This window comes from Parachlamydiales bacterium (assembly GCA_041671045.1).
Taxonomy (GTDB): domain Bacteria; phylum Chlamydiota; class Chlamydiia; order Chlamydiales; family JABDDJ01; genus JABDDJ01.
This window is the reverse complement of the sequence record JBAZCF010000003.1, coordinates 326479-343071: the sequence shown is the minus strand read 5'-3', so window position 1 is coordinate 343071 and position 16593 is coordinate 326479. Positions and strand designations below refer to the sequence as shown.

Annotated in this window: 14 protein-coding genes; 5 read left to right on the top strand and 9 right to left on the bottom strand. The window is 41.9% G+C overall.

Annotation, left to right across the window (positions count from 1 at the left end; all coding sequences use genetic code 11):
- Positions 1–15 precede the first annotated feature (15 nt).
- From WC222_06095 to WC222_06075, 5 genes are all read right to left on the bottom strand, one after another.
- Complete coding sequence (locus WC222_06095) at positions 16–981, bottom strand: hypothetical protein (protein MFA6915949.1); 966 nt, start codon at positions 979–981, stop codon at positions 16–18.
- A gap of 120 nt (positions 982–1101) precedes the next feature.
- The gene (locus WC222_06090; protein ID MFA6915948.1) at positions 1102–2163 is read right to left on the bottom strand and encodes a glycosyltransferase; all 1062 of its coding nucleotides are present in this window, start codon (positions 2161–2163) and stop codon (positions 1102–1104) included.
- Entirely contained in the window at positions 2144–3085 is a 942-nt protein-coding gene (locus WC222_06085; GenBank protein MFA6915947.1) for a glycosyltransferase family A protein, read from the bottom strand. The genes WC222_06090 and WC222_06085 overlap by 20 nt, the downstream gene beginning before the upstream one ends.
- Positions 3069–3539, bottom strand: coding sequence for a GNAT family N-acetyltransferase (locus WC222_06080; protein MFA6915946.1), 471 nt, complete (start codon positions 3537–3539; stop codon positions 3069–3071). The genes WC222_06085 and WC222_06080 overlap by 17 nt, the downstream gene beginning before the upstream one ends.
- On the bottom strand, positions 3520–4662 hold the full coding sequence (locus WC222_06075) for a DegT/DnrJ/EryC1/StrS family aminotransferase (protein MFA6915945.1): 1143 nt from the start codon (positions 4660–4662) through the stop codon (positions 3520–3522). The genes WC222_06080 and WC222_06075 overlap by 20 nt, the downstream gene beginning before the upstream one ends.
- An 87-nt stretch (positions 4663–4749) precedes the next feature.
- Here WC222_06075 and WC222_06070 point away from each other — a divergent pair, with 87 nt between their 5' ends.
- Complete coding sequence (locus WC222_06070) at positions 4750–5436, top strand: class I SAM-dependent methyltransferase (GenBank protein MFA6915944.1); 687 nt, start codon at positions 4750–4752, stop codon at positions 5434–5436.
- Positions 5437–5553: 117 nt separating this feature from the next.
- Positions 5554–6582: a hypothetical protein gene (locus tag WC222_06065; protein ID MFA6915943.1), complete on the top strand. Its 1029-nt coding sequence runs from the start codon at positions 5554–5556 to the stop codon at positions 6580–6582.
- A 475-nt stretch (positions 6583–7057) separates the two neighbouring features.
- Here the strand turns inward: WC222_06065 and typA are convergent, their stop codons facing one another.
- Entirely contained in the window at positions 7058–8875 is a 1818-nt protein-coding gene (gene typA / locus WC222_06060; GenBank protein MFA6915942.1) for a translational GTPase TypA, read from the bottom strand.
- 252 nt (positions 8876–9127) lie between these two features.
- On the opposite strand from typA, the gene WC222_06055 reads away from it, so the two are divergent.
- On the top strand, positions 9128–12016 hold the full coding sequence (locus WC222_06055; GenBank protein MFA6915941.1) for a hypothetical protein: 2889 nt from the start codon (positions 9128–9130) through the stop codon (positions 12014–12016).
- 4 nt (positions 12017–12020) lie between these two features.
- On the opposite strand, the gene mgtE (WC222_06050) is transcribed toward WC222_06055, so the two are convergent.
- Genes mgtE (WC222_06050) through WC222_06040 form a run of 3 tightly spaced genes read right to left on the bottom strand, consistent with a single transcriptional unit; the run spans position 12021 to position 14308 of the window.
- Positions 12021–13379: a magnesium transporter gene (gene mgtE / locus WC222_06050; protein ID MFA6915940.1), complete on the bottom strand. Its 1359-nt coding sequence runs from the start codon at positions 13377–13379 to the stop codon at positions 12021–12023.
- Between the two features lie 43 nt (positions 13380–13422).
- Entirely contained in the window at positions 13423–13689 is a 267-nt protein-coding gene (locus WC222_06045) for a zinc ribbon domain-containing protein (GenBank protein MFA6915939.1), read from the bottom strand.
- Position 13690: 1 nt separating this feature from the next.
- On the bottom strand, positions 13691–14308 hold the full coding sequence (locus tag WC222_06040) for a TetR/AcrR family transcriptional regulator (GenBank protein MFA6915938.1): 618 nt from the start codon (positions 14306–14308) through the stop codon (positions 13691–13693).
- 86 nt (positions 14309–14394) lie between these two features.
- On the opposite strand from WC222_06040, the gene mgtE (WC222_06035) reads away from it, so the two are divergent.
- Together mgtE (WC222_06035) and WC222_06030 are read left to right on the top strand one after the other, a co-directional pair.
- Positions 14395–15858 carry a magnesium transporter gene (gene mgtE, locus WC222_06035; GenBank protein ID MFA6915937.1) on the top strand — a complete coding sequence of 488 codons (1464 nt, stop codon included), beginning with the start codon at positions 14395–14397 and terminating at the stop codon, positions 15856–15858.
- Entirely contained in the window at positions 15855–16580 is a 726-nt protein-coding gene (locus WC222_06030; protein MFA6915936.1) for a class I SAM-dependent methyltransferase, read from the top strand. The genes mgtE (WC222_06035) and WC222_06030 overlap by 4 nt, the downstream gene beginning before the upstream one ends.
- The last annotated feature ends 13 nt before the right edge of the window (positions 16581–16593 follow it).

The window sequence follows — 16593 nt, the reverse complement described above, 5'->3', positions numbered from 1 at the left end:
CGTAAAAAAACAATATCAGTGCATATTAAATAAACGCAGCGAACAGTCTTTGTATTTTGCAAGGTCCTTTTTTAAGGACTCTAACTCATCGTTTCTTTCATGGTAGCCCATATTTTCGAATCTTTCATTTAAATATTTATTTCTATCTCTTTCACGCAAATTTTTGGGCATATAAAGCATAATTAATCTGAGAATCTCTTTTACCTGATAGCTTAAGTTTGCAATTCTGCTTTCTAAACCTAAATGAGTTAGATAAAAAATTAAGTCCTGATAGACGTCTGAATCCTCTTCAAAAATACCCCATTCGAGAAGCTTGCAAACTATTTCATTCCAGTCATAACTATACTTAGGGGCTATAAAGCCCAGTGCTTTCACACAGGCCTTTTGAAGCCTTCCTTTATCTATTGTGGTTAAAAGTCCTTCTCTAATTTTGTCTACCTTGCACTGCGACATGAATTCATAGAAATCAGCAAAGTTGTCATCAGAAAAATACTTTGCTAATAAGTGCACTTCCAGGCCTATTTTAGAAGCTATTAAGGCATTTTTGCAGTTGAAAGTTTCTCTTAGCCTTACTCTCAGTTGTTGCCGATAATTTTCTGAGTAGTTTTCATCGTCTTGCAATGTATGTAGAATATCTGAAAATGTTAGGTTTGAGTTATGTTGCAGATAGGCTAATGCAACTGGTTCGCCATGTAATTTGATTTGGACGGAAATACAGTGTAGATCATTGTATGATTGTGTGAAGAGTGCTCTTAAGTTGTTTTGCGCAAGACGGATTTGTACACTAGTGTCTTCTGGGAAGTCTTTTTTGTGATACAAACGGTAACCTACAAATGCGGCTATTGCCCCGGCAGCAATAGGAACAGCAGATAAATAAAATCCCCCCGCAGAAACACTTGTTAATCCGGTAAGTATTACCGCCTTCCCTAAGTTTTTTATGACGCTCTCGCGCTGAAACCATCTGTTTTCACATTGAATCAAACCGGTCCAATAGGCTGGATCGACAAATGGTTTTTTGTCTAATAGATAAGGAAATGAAGAAGTCATTATTGTTAAAGTTGAAAGAGTGAAGAATCTGTTGGAATTCCAGTAGAGGAAGTATTAACCGGTAATCTGAAGAAAAAAATCAGCGTAATCCTTAGATGCCCTTTGTAGACTATAGTTTTTAATAACATCCTCAAAACTTTTTCTACCTATCTCTTGAGCACTTTGGGGTTGTTCTGCAAGATAAATTATTCCTTCAGCCCATTCTTGTGGAGTATCGGCGAATAATCCATTAACTTTATGCTTAATAACCTTTTGATAGGAATCTACAGGTGTAACAATAAGGGGGATAGAGCAGGCTCCCGCTAAAGCATATTTGACTTCTGATTTTCCTTGCATTAAGGAGGGAAAGTCGTCTTGTTTCACTCCGATGCGTTCTTCATGAAGACAATGTAACGTCAATGGATTTATCAATATTTGCATCGAAAGCATGTTTGAATACATCTCGGAAGGGGAAACCATGGGGTATATATTTAAACATGTATCTGGAATGACTTTTTTTACTAAATCATGGAATACCACATCGCAAAAGAGATGAAATTTTAATCGGCTTTTTAATTTTAAGGGGATTTGATCTATAGCGGATTTAATTGTTTCTATACCATTAGCTGAACAGGAAAACCATCCTATGTGAATATCACTCACCGGAGAATGGACTTTTTTTGGGGTTTGTAGAATACTATCAGTGTCTACATGTGTTCTGATGACATGGCATTTCTGATATTTTGACATCTGCTCTTTTAGATAGTCATTCGGCACTAAACCATAGTGGCAAAGTTTTGCCAAAGTTGCCGGATATCCGCTTTGCGAATTAAAAAGAAAGTCATCGATGTCATATACAAAACGGCATCGATCTTTATAGCGGCAAATCCAATTTTCTAAATTACTCTTTGTTTCCTCTGATAAAAACTCACCATTGGCTCCTAGGCGCTGAAAAAGTATCACTTGATGAGTCTGGAAATGCTGTTCATCCAAATTTTTAATGTGTATCGCTGCAGCTTCCACAGCATGGTTTTGATATCTCCATAAGCCGTTGACAACTTCAAAGCATCTTTTCATTGTACAAGTGCAGAATCTGTCAGAATATACAAATAAAGCTTTAGGTTTTGATGCGGTCATAAACTGTCTTTGCAAGTTTCCAGCAGCCGATTGTCTGTAGGAATTTTTTTGTGTAATATTTCATTTTAGGAACGCACAAGGCTTCATAATGCTTATACTTTTTAGATACGGGAAAATGTATATGGAAAAAGGTGAGTGCACTTCTAATACGCTGCCAGATAGTAGGATTTCTTATCTGAAGAGGAAGCTTACGGTTTGATTTTTGCCGCTTACGTACCTGCTTTCTATCTAGCACTACCAATGAACCTATGGAATCAGGTTGATTTTGATAGACACTAGCCACAAGTTTAGGTAAGAAGAGGACGGAATACATTCTACCTATCCTTTGCCAAAGATCCCAATCACAAATTCTACGCATGACAGGATCTTCGTCATAACCTCCGACAACCTCAATAACCTCTTTTTTCAGAAGCACAGCACAGTTAGCTAGTAAGTTATGAGTATGTAGAAGGTTTAAATCCCAGGCTAATCCGAATTGAGGGTTTAAAATTGTGTTCGTAGCGGTATCATTGAATTGTGTCTGACCGTAGACCATTCCTAAGTTAGGCAGTTCTTTGAGGCTAGATTCAAAGAAGGTATAAAGATCATGCAATGTCGTAGGCAACCACATATCATCATCAAACATAAAAGCAATATAACGGCCGCGGCTTAAACCCATCCCTTCATTATAGCACCTTGCGGGCAATTGGGTGTTTTTTTCATGGCAAACATATTTGACACGGCAGTCTTGAGCGGCATATTTTAAGCAGAGATCATGCGTACCATCATGGGAAGCGTCATTAATAAGGATAAGCTCAAAATCAAAAAATGTTTGATTTAAGATGGAATCTACTGCTCGTTGGAATAGGGAAGCGCAGTCGCGAGAGGGATGGTTTCTATTATAGGTTGAAATGACAACAGATATCTCAGGAGCGATTAGCATGAACAAGTTCCATTTTATATTGCTTTTCGTCAGTTCCCTTTTCCAATAAACTAAATCCTTGCTTTTGGTAAATAGCTAAAGCGCGCGGATTGTTTTTTTGGACATAAAGGACGATGCGCTTATTGTGTGCTGCAATGACATCGACTAATTGCTGTACTGCTGTTGTTCCTATACCTTTACCCCAGTAGTCAGGGTGAAGGGCCCAGCCGAGTTCTATCTCTTCGCCACTGAAAGTACACTGGGCATAACCGCAGGGAGTTTCCTCTTCATACACTATAAAAAACAGTTTGTTTTTCACATTGTACAGATACTGAGTGTGCTGCAAAAAATTTGCCGGGGGCGAGCCCGGCATAAATTGCGACACTGCAGGATGCGATCTAACTAAAAACATGCACCCGATATGGTCGGGATTATTCAAGTCTAGTGGAGTAAGACTAGCTTTTTGCAGCTGCATTTACAACCTCTGATACGCGGTCGATATCTTCTTTAGTAAGAGTCAAGTGGTTAGGCAAACTGATTAGCTCACCACTGATTTTCTCCAATACAGGGCATTCGCCCGGTGTGTAATACTTTTGGAAAATGGGGAAATCATTGTTCGGCAAATAATGGACACCTGCAGCTATTCCGTTATCTTTTAAGATCTTAATCATCTCGTCCCTATTTTTTACACGCAGCACAAATAGGTGGTGTGAACTGTGGGGAGAATGCTTCATGATCTTAAGGTTTTTGTTGGATTCGAGGTTGTCCTTATACCATTGGAACATCTGATGTCTTTTTTTGTTGTCCCTATCAAGGTATTTCAGCTGAACACAGGCAATAGAAGCGGCGACATCATTGCCGTTATATTTCCAGCCTAGCTCCGGCACATCATAACGCCATTTATATAGATCGGTTTGCGTGGAGTTCGTCCGTGCAAAGGTGTCCTTGTCAATACCTAGCCAAGAAAGCTTTCTAGCACGTTGATTTACCGCTTCGGAATTGACACAAAGCATTCCTGAGTCAAACGTCGGTAGGTTCTTTACGGAATGGAAGCTGAAGCATGAGTAAGTGGAAGGGGATGAACCCAGAGCTTTTCCATCTTTATAGCGTGCTCCTGAAGCATGAGCACAGTCTTCAATCAATGTAAAACTTTTTCCTAATTCAGACTTGAGGGCTTCTGCAACTTTGTAGAAATGATCGGAAATGTTGCCGCCATAATGTACCCACATTGCTGCTTTGGATTTGTATCTTTCTTTTTTCAATAAAAAGTCGTCAGCATCCAATGAGAGGTCGTCTTCGTTGATGTCAACAAAGACAGGGATGTGATTTTCATACAGGATAACTGCATTTGTTGAGACGAACGTCAGTGGCGTTGTCAACACATGCGATTCTGGCGGTAGATTGCATAGTCTGAGGGCTACATGTAGGGCTGCTGTAGCACTGCTCATATAGTGGCAATGTGATGCGCCTGTAAATGATGACCAATCTTGTTCAAATTGGCGACAAACAGGTCCGCATCCTGTCCAGCCCGACTCTAGAACTTTGCGGATTGCATCTACGCATTCTTCCACTTCGTATTTTGGTAAAAAAAGTTGCATAATTTTACTTTGTCGTTTGATAGTTATAAATTGAATTTATGCGAGATTATATAGACTAGGCCCTTTTTTACAAACAATGGAGAAATAATGCTCAAACAATTTTTACTACCAACCCTCCTCTTAGCCTCCACAATGTCAAATCCTATTGAATGTGATCTAACACAGCATAAGGATAACAGCCTTTGGGATAACACCAATGTGGCAATAAATATCGATAGCTACTGGTTAGAATCCCCATTAGAAGCAGTGCGCCGTAAATATATCGCTAATTTCGTAGGCAATATATATCAAGGCAATGAGAGTTTTTTAGAGATTGGCAGCGGTTCCGGGCTTATCTACAAAGAGATTGTGCCACGTTTTATCTCCAATGATAAATATACCGGTATCGACAGTTCAAAAAACATGCTAGCAATTTCTCGTATGAGGTATCTAAAAGGAGATTTCCGCAAGGATGACCTTTTTAATCTAACCTTAAATGATAATTCTTTTGATGTCGTCGCAGCATTTGAAGTGTTTGGCCACCTGCCATCCATAGAAAAACCTGTTTCAGAAATGTTTAGAGTAGCTAAGCGTATGGTTGTCTTCACTCTTTGGACAGCAGAAAAAACAAATTGCACCTATGAACATATTGAGGATACTACTTTTGTTCACTATGCATATTCACAGAGCGATGTAATGGATATCATAGCCCGCAATCTCGACGGCCAAAACTATAGCGTAGCAGTCGTTTCACTTCCGGATGGCATTTCAGGTTATTTGATATTCAAACAATAAAACCCCTCACTATTTATAGCGCTTTGGAGAAATAACCCCTCTAAAGCGCTTATCTTGATTTTATTTCGCTTCTATCTCCATTACTGCTATATTGCCTTTTATTTTTGGAGGATCTAGATGACAGCCTTTCCTATCTCATTAAATCAATTTACTCCCACCCTCAACTCCCAGTTTTACGGTAACTTAGCTACAAGCTTCGCCACTATTTCTTTAGCAAGCTTATATTATGCCACCCCATGGACTGCGACTGCAGCAGCTCTGCTTACTATCGCCGCTTTTGCCAAAAAGAGTATTCTAGAAGCTCAAGAAGCTAAAACGCTCCAATCTCAGCTTGAAGAGGCTAAAAATTCAGGTCGCGAAGAGGCTCTTAAGGAAAGTAAGGCTAGGGAAAATGAATACTTGAAGAATCGTATTCTCCATCTTGCTGAGGAAACTGCAAAATTCAACGGCAATGACTTTAAATTGAGAGAAGGTATCTTAAGATCCATTGAACAAATTAAGACGGATAATTCTTTTATAGAGGTTGGCGGAGACCATCGCGAAATTATTGTTTCATTACAAGCCATTCTAGAAAATGTAATGAAAGTCTTGGCAATCCTCGAAAAGTTCACTTTGCTCATGTCCATCCACACCCCTATGCCCGCAACCCCCTTATGCACGAAATGCGACGACCCTAACTTAACAAAACTCCTTGCTAAGGACCTCCTATCCAATATGAACAATGTCCTTACTGTTCAAACAAGGACGATAACAATCCGCCAAATTCTTACAATCCCTAACTCAAAAGTTCTTATCATATATTCGCAAGGCGGCCTAGGGAAACGTACCCCCGAGCAGCAACAGACTTTTATATCAGAACTGCAAGACCCCCCAACGACCTTATTCCCACACGAACTAAATACCGAGATGAACCCAGACTTCTGCGGCGCCACCTATTTTGTCGTTACTTCCCAAGGTGTTGCCTGCATCGGTATTGACGCTCCACAAGCCAACCAAGTCGTCGCCAAAAAATGGGGCGTCTACTGCGGCCCCCTCGAAGACCCGCAAATTAACACTCGCTTCGAATCCATCGCTAACGAAATCTCCATGAAAGGCGGACCCGACCTCCGCACAGAACTCCAACATAAAACAATAGTCGTCGCCTAGGGGGCTTTGCCCCCTAGACCCCCACCAAAGGGCAAAGCTCTTTGGAAACCGCGTCTTTTATCGCTAGTTTGGCCTTAGCTAAGATTAGACCTTGCTCTAAGTATTGGAAAACTGCGACTTGTCCTTGCAGCTGGACACATCTTTTTTTAGCCCTTGAAAATGATATTGCAGTCCTAACGATACCTGGGGCGATGCCCAAGGCTAGACTAGTTTTGGGCCTTCAGCCCAAAATCCGTTTTATATACATATGCTGAACTTGACGACTAGGGCTGAAAGCCCGTAATTATAATAGCCTAGGGCATCCGCCCTAGGTAATAAAATGCCTCTATATGTAGTCTGAAGGACTGCAATAAACTGAAGAAAATTCTAAAGACAACTCAGAACCTAGGGCATCCGCCCTAGGTAATAAAATGCCTCTATATGCAGCCTCGAAGGACTGCAATAAACTGAAGATAATTCTAATTACAACTCAGAATTATTTTTTGCGGTCTAAACGCTTGCGCTCATTCTCAGTAAGGTATTTCTTTCTGAGACGGACTGCATCAGGAGTGACCTCAACATATTCATCTTCACGGATATAGTCGATGGCTTGCTCTAACGTAAGTCTGAGAGGCGGGATGAGCATGATGTTCTCATCACTGCCTGCAGCACGCACGTTCGTTAGCTGTTTACCTTTTGTCGTATTGACAATGAGGTCATTTTCGCGTGAATGCTCACCTACAACCATACCTTCGTAAACATCGTCGCCTGGACCTACGAATAGGGTTCCGCGATCTTGAAGGTTCCATAGAGAGTAAGCTGTAGATGGTCCGCCTGAGCCTGCAATAAGAGCTCCGCGGTTTTTACCACCAATGTTGCCTTTCCATGGAGCATAGCCTTCGAAAAGTGATGTTAAAACGCCGAGACCGCGCGTCATCGTAAGGAACTCATTGCGGTAGCCGATCAGTCCGCGCATTGGAATGACGAATATCATACGTGTCATACCTTCTGCCGTTGTTTCAAGGCTTTGCATTTCCCCTTTACGTTTGGACAACTGCTCGATGATGGAACCGGAGTATTCTTCGGGAACGTCCACATGTACGCGTTCCATAGGTTCCATGAGAACGCCATCTTCTTCGCGCGTAATAACTTTAGGTTTGGAAAGGCTGAATTCATAACCTTCACGGCGCATTTGCTCGATTAGAACAGCCAGGTGAAGTTCGCCGCGTCCTGCTACAGTAATTTTATCTTGGTCGCTAGTATCTGCACTAATATTTAACGAAATATTAGAACGTTTTTCTTTTTCAAGACGGTCACGGATTTTATTCATCGTGACGTGTTGACCGGACTTGCCGACAAAGGGGCTATTGTTGACGCAGATGTCGACGGAAACGGTAGGGGCGTCCAAAGTGATAGGGGGAAGTTGGATCGGGTTGTTTGGATCGCAGAGCGTATCGCCAATAGTTGCTGTAGGGAATCCTGCTAGAGTAATAATATCGCCTACTCCCGCTTCGTTCATTTCTACCATTTCTAGGCCGTGAGCTACTTCGATACGAGTGACGTTGCTGCGTTTTTGATCGGTGGCGGAAATATGAAGCAGGGGTTGGCCTTTGGAAATTTTTCCTTGACGGACTCTTCCGCAAACTAGGCGGCCCACATACTCGTCGAAACCGACGGTTGTGATCTGCATAAGGAAAGGTTCATCTGGATCGCCCGATGGTGCAGGAACTTTATCGATGATAAGCTGAAGGAGAGGACGCATATCCACAGGTTTTTCTGCTGGATCCAATACAGCGTAGCCGCCCAAACCGGAAGCGTAGCAGTAAGAGAAGTCGAGCTGTTCGTCTGTTGCGCCAAGTTCTGTAAATAGATCAAAGGTTTCATTAAGAACGCGGTCGGGATCTGCGTGAGGTCTATCGATTTTGTTGATAATAACAATAGGATTAAGTCCCATACGAAGAGATTTCATAAGGACGAAGCGCGTTTGAGGCATTGGGCCTTCTTGGGCGTCGACAAGGAGCAAGACTGAGTTGACGGTGCCAAGGATACGTTCTACCTCGCCGGAGAAGTCCGCGTGTCCAGGGGTGTCGATGATGTTAATTTTGTAGTCGTCGATATGAATACAAGTTTGTTTGGAGTAGATGGTGATGCCACGCTCACGCTCCTGGGCATTGCTGTCCATGACACGTTCTAGAACTTTGGCGTTATCGCGGAAAATATTCCCTTGTTTGAGAAGGCAATCGACTAAAGTGGTTTTACCATGGTCAATGTGTGCAATAATAGCGACATTACGGATTTTTTTGGGGTGATACATGAGAGTCCATATTTTTAAATAAGAAATCTTGCTAAAGTCAGGTTTGTCGTCTCTAAGCAAGTATCTATAATAATATAAGTTTTAACAGTTTCTTACCAGGATAAAAATAACTTAGCATAGAATGTTCTAATTTAAAAAATAGATTGTTATAATAATATTAGGTAACTGAATGAGTGATTTTAATTTCAGAATGCAGTACCTAAGTTAACTATCTTCATTTAATGAGGATAGAATTCGAAAGGAGTGTTTAACATGAGTGACCCATATTTAGATCCAAGTTACACGCCGCCCTCTATCCCTTCCGGTAGTGAAGCTAATGATACTCCAGTAACGACAACTTCACCTACCCCACCTCCATCCTCTAGTTCAGCTTTAGGCGAACAAGATGTCATAGAGTCTTCCGGCGGTCCTTCTTCTTCCCAATCATTGCTATTATTATTCGATCAACCTGATTTGGAAATCCCCTTAAATATTTATGCACAGACAATCAGTAAGTCACTAAATGATTTTAAGAAACAGGATAGGGCAAATGATGTCGAAAATCCTAGTCTGACACGCGATTATTATGCTCAAGTCGTAGAAATGTGCAAATTAAGTAGGAAGCAGCGTACACGTTTAAAAGATAACTACCAAGATTGGAAGAAACTTGTAGAGAAGCAGAACGAGCAGGGGACTATCATGAACTCTGCGAGTACTGTTTATAATCCCCAAGTCCCTGCAGATCAGGCAGCTGTAGATGCATTCAGAACGGCTATACAAAACTACAACTTAACGGGAGATCAAGTGGCATTTGATGCTGCTGTTGCAGCTTATAATGGCCATTTTGCCACGGCCAACCCGGGAATACAAACCTACAAAGATGCGGCTTTGCTCTATAATGAACAGGTCGATCAGAACAATTTAAAAATAGATGATCTAAATGAAACACGGGCTAAATTCGTTCCACCTTTAACTCCTATTCCTCATCAGGCCTATGTTCTGGTAGAAGAGCCCGTAACTCCATTTCCCGCAGGTCCTTATACAATTCCTGTTGCTGATCCTACAGTGGATAGAAATGTCATTGCTACGATTCCGACGATTCCTGAACCACCACCACCTATCCTCAATACTCAGGATACTACATTGGAAGGGGATCAAATTAAAGGGATAGACAGAATTATTTTTTCAAGAAAGATGCTCGACAGCAAACAGAATAATGTGGACTTTATCAACTATTTCTTGCGGGGAACTAAGCCGCAAATAGTAGATTCGTATGTCGATAAACATCCTGAGCCCAAAAGTGGAGGTGGAAATGCCGCTGCTGTAGGTTTAGGTTCGACTATGTTTGGTTTGAATTCACCTTTATTAGAGGGGCAAGTCTCGCTGCAGGTCATGCAAGCAGCCCTTTCCAAAATAGGACTGCCTCCTTTTGTCAATCAAGGGGACGCTACATTTGCTCAGGAATCCTTTAAGCAAGATGTCATTGAAGCCGGAATTAGCCTTTTTTTCCTCGCAGCAAAGCAAGCAGGCGTGGCAACAACAGTACGATTTGATAATGAGTTAGGAAAGCTTCGCCCTGGGGGAGACACCGCTAATGTGCTGTTAGCCTCTGAATTGGTCAACGTGGCCAATAATTTTAAAGATAAAGGGAGCGAAATAATCAATGCTATTGCTGCTGAATTAGTAGGGGGCTCCGATCTGCTAGGGCAGTTGTCGCCTGAGGATCAGGCTGCTGCAGCTCAGGTTGTGGCGGGTTTACTACAATCATCCCTAGCTACTTTCGCTTTACAGGCTCTTTCAATCGCGCTAAATTCACCCGGCTTAGTGCCACAGGTCATAGGAAATGCTGTACCCCAATTTGCTAGCTCTCTTACATCTCCAAGCACAGCAGACCTTCTTAATCAATCTCTGCGCGAAGGAACTGTTCAACAAGATTTGAAAAACTCTCTTATTGACAGCCTTTTAAAGACAGAAGGCGCCAATAGACGGGATATCACAAGGGCTGCAAATAATGCTGTAGACCAGACCTCAGGTCCTGTAGATAATGTGGATAAGTTTTTCTCAGATCTGAAAGACCGGTTAGTTAGCGAAGGCATTAGAGAAGATCAGCTACGGGAAGCTATCAACAATGCAGTAATCTCCGTGAATAATCAGCTTCCATCTCCTACGACGTCTGCCACAGAGTTGGACCGTACGTCAGGAGTCGAAGTCAATGGAACAAGTTTCCTTGCCTCACAAACAGGTCAAAGGGTTCTCAGTTCGTCAGGTTTAGATGCAGGGGATTTAAGGGCAATCTTAAATTCAGCCTCCGATCTAGCGACTTCTACTACGATAAGAGGAATACGTGATTCCGTCATACAGCAGTCTTTGATCCAAGGCAATTCTATTGGCCAGTCAATATTAGTAGGGAATAGGTTGTCTGAAGAGGTCATAGACGCAAGTGTGAACAGTGCCCGTCAGAATTTCGACAACATTAACTCTAGTATTCTCAAACAATCATTGGAACAAACATTGCTGCAAGCGCAATTAAGCAAAGAAGCAGCTAATACGACTTCCATACAAGTATCACAGAATTTAGCCGATAATTTAGGCCAAGTTCAAAGTGAACAGGAGGCAAGAGCCTTTATTCAAAAGGAACTTGTTGACAAGTTTGGAATACAGAATGATGTCGCTGCTCGGGCTGCATTAAATGCAGATTTCAAAATTAATCAGACAGGCGAACAGCTATTAAATGGCATAGGTGCCAATTCACTGCTTTCACCCACAGATCTTGCAGAAAGCCTAGTCAATGTCGCCACGAGAGAGCTCAGCAAGACTCTCCCTGCAGACAAAGCAAAGTCAATATCTGATGATATTGCATTAAAAGTGGTAGGTCGACAGCCAACAACTAATCTGGATCAGATCAGCCTAGACTCAACGCCGACATCTATTGTAAGAATTATCTCTGACACAACTAAAAATCTGGAGAAATTCCAGGATAATACCATTGCCGAAGCTCAATCTAAAGATTTCAGAGACGCAATGTCTCCTAACGTGGATGTTTATACTTTAACAAGGGAGGTTTTAGACCCGGCAAACTTATATATACGCTCTAAATTTGAAGGTCCCCAATACGACCGCAAGGATCCCTCATTTAGGGCAAGTATCGATATTATTATATAGGGGCTTAGAGCAATGTTCCCTGGAGAAATAGTATCGCTAAAGTGAAATAAATAATGACTCCGGTCACATCGACCATCGTAGCCACGAACGGTGCCGACGATGCGGCCGGGTCAAATCCTAATTTTTCTAGAACGAGCGGGAATAACACCCCGCTTAAAGATCCCCATAAAACTACACCTATTAAAGAAAAGCACACCGTAAATCCAATGAGTGCCCAGTGTGGACCATACATATCGGTAAACAGGGCCCAAGAGGCTATCCTTAGGAAGCCGATGATACCTAAAATCGAACCTAGGAATAATCCTGCGAAGAATTCCCTTCGGATGATCTGCCACGCATTTTTGAATGTGACTTCTCCCAGAGCTAAGGCTCGAATTACCAGGGTAGAGGCTTGAGAGCCTGCATTGCCTCCACTGGAGATGATAAGTGGAAGGAATAGAGCCAAAACAACAGCCTTAGAGATCTCCTCCTCAAAATATCCCATCGCCGAAGCTGTCAGCATTTCTCCCATGAATAGTAGTGTAAGCCAGCCTGCTCTTTTCTTCATCAAGTCAAAAAAGGAGATTTGCATATAGGGATCATCGAGTGCGGAGGTACCCCCGATTTTCTGAATGTCTTCAGTGTCGACTTCTTCAACAACTTGGAGGATGTCATCCAAGGTAACAATGCCTAAGATTTTTTCTGACTCGTTGACAACAGGTAAAGCCGTACGGTTATATTTTCTGAAGGTTTTAACAACATCTTCTTCTGTTTCATAAACGGACAAGGCGACATATTTATCATCAGAGATATCCTTGACACTACTATCCAGAGGAGCTAACAATAACTCCCTTATCCTCAGATCGTCAATAAGCTTACCCTCTTTATCAACGACGTAAATAACGTTTAACGTTTCAGTATCCTTTCCATTCTCACGGATAAACTCCATCACTTTGCGGACAGACCAGTTAGGCTCTACAGCTAAATAATCAGGGGTCATCAATCTTCCTACACTACCTTCCGGATAGCCCAGGAGCTTGATTGCCATTGCGCGTTCATCCCGCGAAAGATATTTTAGGAGTTTAGAACTGACTTCTATGGATAATTCTTCTAAAAATGCAGTTCTATCGTCCGGAGAAAGGTCATTTAATATGCTGGCTGCATAGTCAGAGCCTAAGTGATTGAGTATGTCTTGTTGGATTGTGAAGGGAAGATATTCAAAAACGCTGACTGCTTTTGCGTGAGGCAGCAGCTTGATAGCAAGCAGCTGCTCATCCAAGGGGTGCTGTTCCAGCTCCTGAGCCGCATCCATAGGATAATGGTCTGCCAACTCTGCAATGCGTTCAGAAAGGGGGAGAGCAGTCTCTTGACTCGTATCCGACATAGTATAAATCCAAATAATAATTTTACTATATCAGAATGGTGAATCAATTCACGTGTTTTTTGTCTTTCCATGCGGGCATTTTAGTGATCATACTTTTAGCTGTATCGTAGGCAGCAGATTTACTAAGACCTTGACTTGATTCTAAATATCCGGCTGTTCCTTGAACTACTTCTTCAAATGTTTTTAAAGACTCGTCTTCATTCAAGCAGTGGAGGCAAAATTTTATGCCGTCCGACTTTACTCTATAATCTTTAGAATCCATAAGCGGCATGCCACAGGATTGACAAGAACTACATTTTTGGTTGTCCATATTATTTCCTTATAAGTTGGAGAAAGTGATGTATGATTTCAGGGCCTTTTATTTTGAATAAGGACCCTTCCTCAATAAAATATGATTTACGTGTGAGATAATAATGTAAAAGTCCGATCCACAAGTTGAAAATAAATGAGGAGGGGGGAAGTCGGTCTTTGAGTATAGAAGGATCTTCCTGAAGGGATGCATGAAAATATTTGGCAATTCCGCCCTGTAACAAAACAAGCTGTTGGGAAATTTCCTTAGGAAGTATAGCCTCTTCAGCTATTAAGCGAGAGTATAAGGGCTCGAATTCTTCCATGACATGCAGATGAGCTTCTAAAAATGCACTAAAGGAGGGGTGTTGTATTTGCAGCTCTTCGAATTTTTCTTTCAGCTTAAACGCAAATGCATCCACTACTGAAACAATCAGATCTTCACGAGTATTAAAATGAGCAAAGATACTTCCATGTGATATTCCTGCCTGTTTTGCGATATCTAAGGTCGGTGTCGCGGTGAAACCATAGGCAGAAAAAAGCATATGTGCATTATCAATAATAAGGTGTCGGGTATCTGACTTTTGCTGGCTGCGCTTGCTCATAGGTGTTAAGTATTCACTCATTAAGTAAGCGCTCATTATATATCTTCACTAGGACTTTGTCAATCCTGGAAATTTTGTCTGCTCTACTGCATACTGTAATCAAATGAGATAAAGAGGTTGCTTTGGAATCACAATGGAATAAGGAAGATCAAATAGTAGAAGTCCAACCCATAGTGAGCAACCTCCTGGATTCAAGGACTTCCTTGTTGGATGACGAGCTAAACGAAAAACTAGAGCGTGCTTTTCATAAGCAAACATCTCAAGTCTTTCTACATAACGTCGCCAAAATTGCCAGCGAGCATGATCCTATTGACTTAGCTTATGCAGTTACTCGTTTGCCATCGCAAGCCCGTGCCGTTGTTTATGAAAATTTACCCGACCAGCACGCAAAGATAATTTTTATGATCAATACGGGATCCAGCACTCGTACCGCTATTTTTAGGGAAATAGATGATGAAGAGATTAAAAAGCTAGTGGAGCACATGCCTCCTGATGAGGCCGTATCCATGCTGGATGATTTAACAAACAAACGCCTTAAACGTATCTTAGAACTACTTGAGCCCAAAAAAGCACAGCGCATCCGCGAATTGCAAGCGCATGACCGCCATAGCGCCGGGCGTATTATGACAAACGAGTATTTCTCCTTTAATTTGAATACAACTATTGGTGAAGTCTCTACCCATATCCGTTCCCATCCCGGCATAGAGCTAACACGCAGAATCTTCGTCCTAAATAATGATAACGAGTTGATAGGCTATGTTCCGGCGCGTAATCTTATTGTCAACCCTCCCGATTTACCGATCCGCCAGGTAATGCGTCCTATTTTGCATACTGTCACATCCGACACATCACGGGATGAAGTGGTTGATACGGTAGTTCGCTATAAAGATCCCGCACTTCCTGTTGTTGATCCTCTGACGCACCATATTTTGGGTGTCATCACCTATGAAGACGTGGTAGAAGCAATGGAAGATATTGCTGACGATACCATAGCGACGTTTGCAGGTACTGCGGAGGATGTCAGTGAAAGAGAGCCTAATTTTAAAAGATTTCTCTGGCGTGCTCCCTGGCTTATCGTTACCCTTTTTGCAGGCTTGATCAGCTCTACAGCAATGCATACATTAGCGGATAAGGTATGGTTTGCAATCCTACCATTCTTCGTGCCCCTAATCACAGGCATGTCAGGGAATGTCGGTTTGCAGTGCAGTACAATCCTTGTCCGTGGTATTTCAACCGGTGAGTTTTCTAAAAGGTCGGTCAATGAAGCGATCCGGCGTGAATTAGGTATTGGACTAATGATCGCGACTGTCTTCGGACTTTTTTGCGGTATTATTGTTTTCTTTTTGATGGGATTTGTACATCACACACTCGAAAATCCTATACGTATAGCCATTACAATCGCCTTTGGACTCTTCGGTGCCTGCATGACGGCAACTTCGCTAGGTTCTTTCCTTCCGTTCTTCTTTGCACGGTGCCGTATCGACCCTGCAATTGCTTCAGGTCCTATTGTCACTGCATTTAACGATGTGCTTTCGACAATGATCTTCTTTTTGGTTTCCTGGATCGTTTACAGTCTACTCTTATGAAGATACTAGAAATCCCGCAGCTTTTGCTGCTTAATCTCTATATCTCGTACAAGAATGCGAAAGAGTTCATTAAAGTCGCCTACCGCTACTATTCCAATAACGTATTCAGAAAAGCAGATTTAGCTATAGTCAAAGCCTATTTCTTCAAAAGCGCCTTCAGAATCCATAAGCAGTTTATGAAAGATCAAAACGCTACAGATATTTATCAATATGGCGAAACATATTTGACAGCTTTTGAAATGTTGTTGAATACCGCAGGTGTTACACCTCAAGACGTTTACGTAGAGTTAGGGTGTGGAAGGGGAAGGACGTGTTTCTGGGCTTACGCCTTCAAAAAATGTCGTACGATCGGCTTGGATATTGTTCCTCCCTTTATTGAGATAGCAAATAGGATCGTTCAAAAACAGAACTTAAAGAATATAGAGTTCGTCTGTCAGGATTTCCTAGTGGAAAAATGGCCTGAAGGTACTGTATACTATATTGATGCAACACTTTCAGAAAACCATGAAATTGCGCAGCTTATACGGCTTTTTGATCAGCTGCCGGAAAATACCAAAGTCATCGCGATTAATATGACTTTAACAGGGGATTACCCCTCCGAAAGATCGCAGTGGAAAAAGTTGGCATCTTTCGATACGGATTTTCCGTGGGGAATCTCGGAAGCCAATATTTTTGTGAAAAATAAGAAAGAAAACAAAGACGGCAAGATTATCGCGAAATAACCTTGCCGTACTG

Excerpts from the sequence above, each read along its gene's own strand:
- WC222_06090 (MFA6915948.1), bottom strand. The coding sequence starts at position 2,163 with ATGACCGCATCAAAACCTAAAGCTTTATTTGTATATTCTGACAGATTC.
- WC222_06085 (MFA6915947.1), bottom strand. The coding sequence starts at position 3,085 with ATGCTAATCGCTCCTGAGATATCTGTTGTCATTTCAACCTATAATAGA.
- WC222_06080 (MFA6915946.1), bottom strand. The coding sequence starts at position 3,539 with ATGCAGCTGCAAAAAGCTAGTCTTACTCCACTAGACTTGAATAATCCC.
- WC222_06075 (MFA6915945.1), bottom strand. The coding sequence starts at position 4,662 with ATGCAACTTTTTTTACCAAAATACGAAGTGGAAGAATGCGTAGATGCA.
- WC222_06070 (MFA6915944.1), top strand. The coding sequence starts at position 4,750 with ATGCTCAAACAATTTTTACTACCAACCCTCCTCTTAGCCTCCACAATG.
- WC222_06065 (MFA6915943.1), top strand. The coding sequence starts at position 5,554 with ATGACAGCCTTTCCTATCTCATTAAATCAATTTACTCCCACCCTCAAC.
- typA (MFA6915942.1), bottom strand. The coding sequence starts at position 8,875 with ATGTATCACCCCAAAAAAATCCGTAATGTCGCTATTATTGCACACATT.
- WC222_06055 (MFA6915941.1), top strand. The coding sequence starts at position 9,128 with ATGAGTGACCCATATTTAGATCCAAGTTACACGCCGCCCTCTATCCCT.
- mgtE (MFA6915940.1), bottom strand. The coding sequence starts at position 13,379 with ATGTCGGATACGAGTCAAGAGACTGCTCTCCCCCTTTCTGAACGCATT.
- WC222_06045 (MFA6915939.1), bottom strand. The coding sequence starts at position 13,689 with ATGGACAACCAAAAATGTAGTTCTTGTCAATCCTGTGGCATGCCGCTT.
- WC222_06040 (MFA6915938.1), bottom strand. The coding sequence starts at position 14,308 with ATGAGCGCTTACTTAATGAGTGAATACTTAACACCTATGAGCAAGCGC.
- WC222_06030 (MFA6915936.1), top strand. The coding sequence starts at position 15,855 with ATGAAGATACTAGAAATCCCGCAGCTTTTGCTGCTTAATCTCTATATC.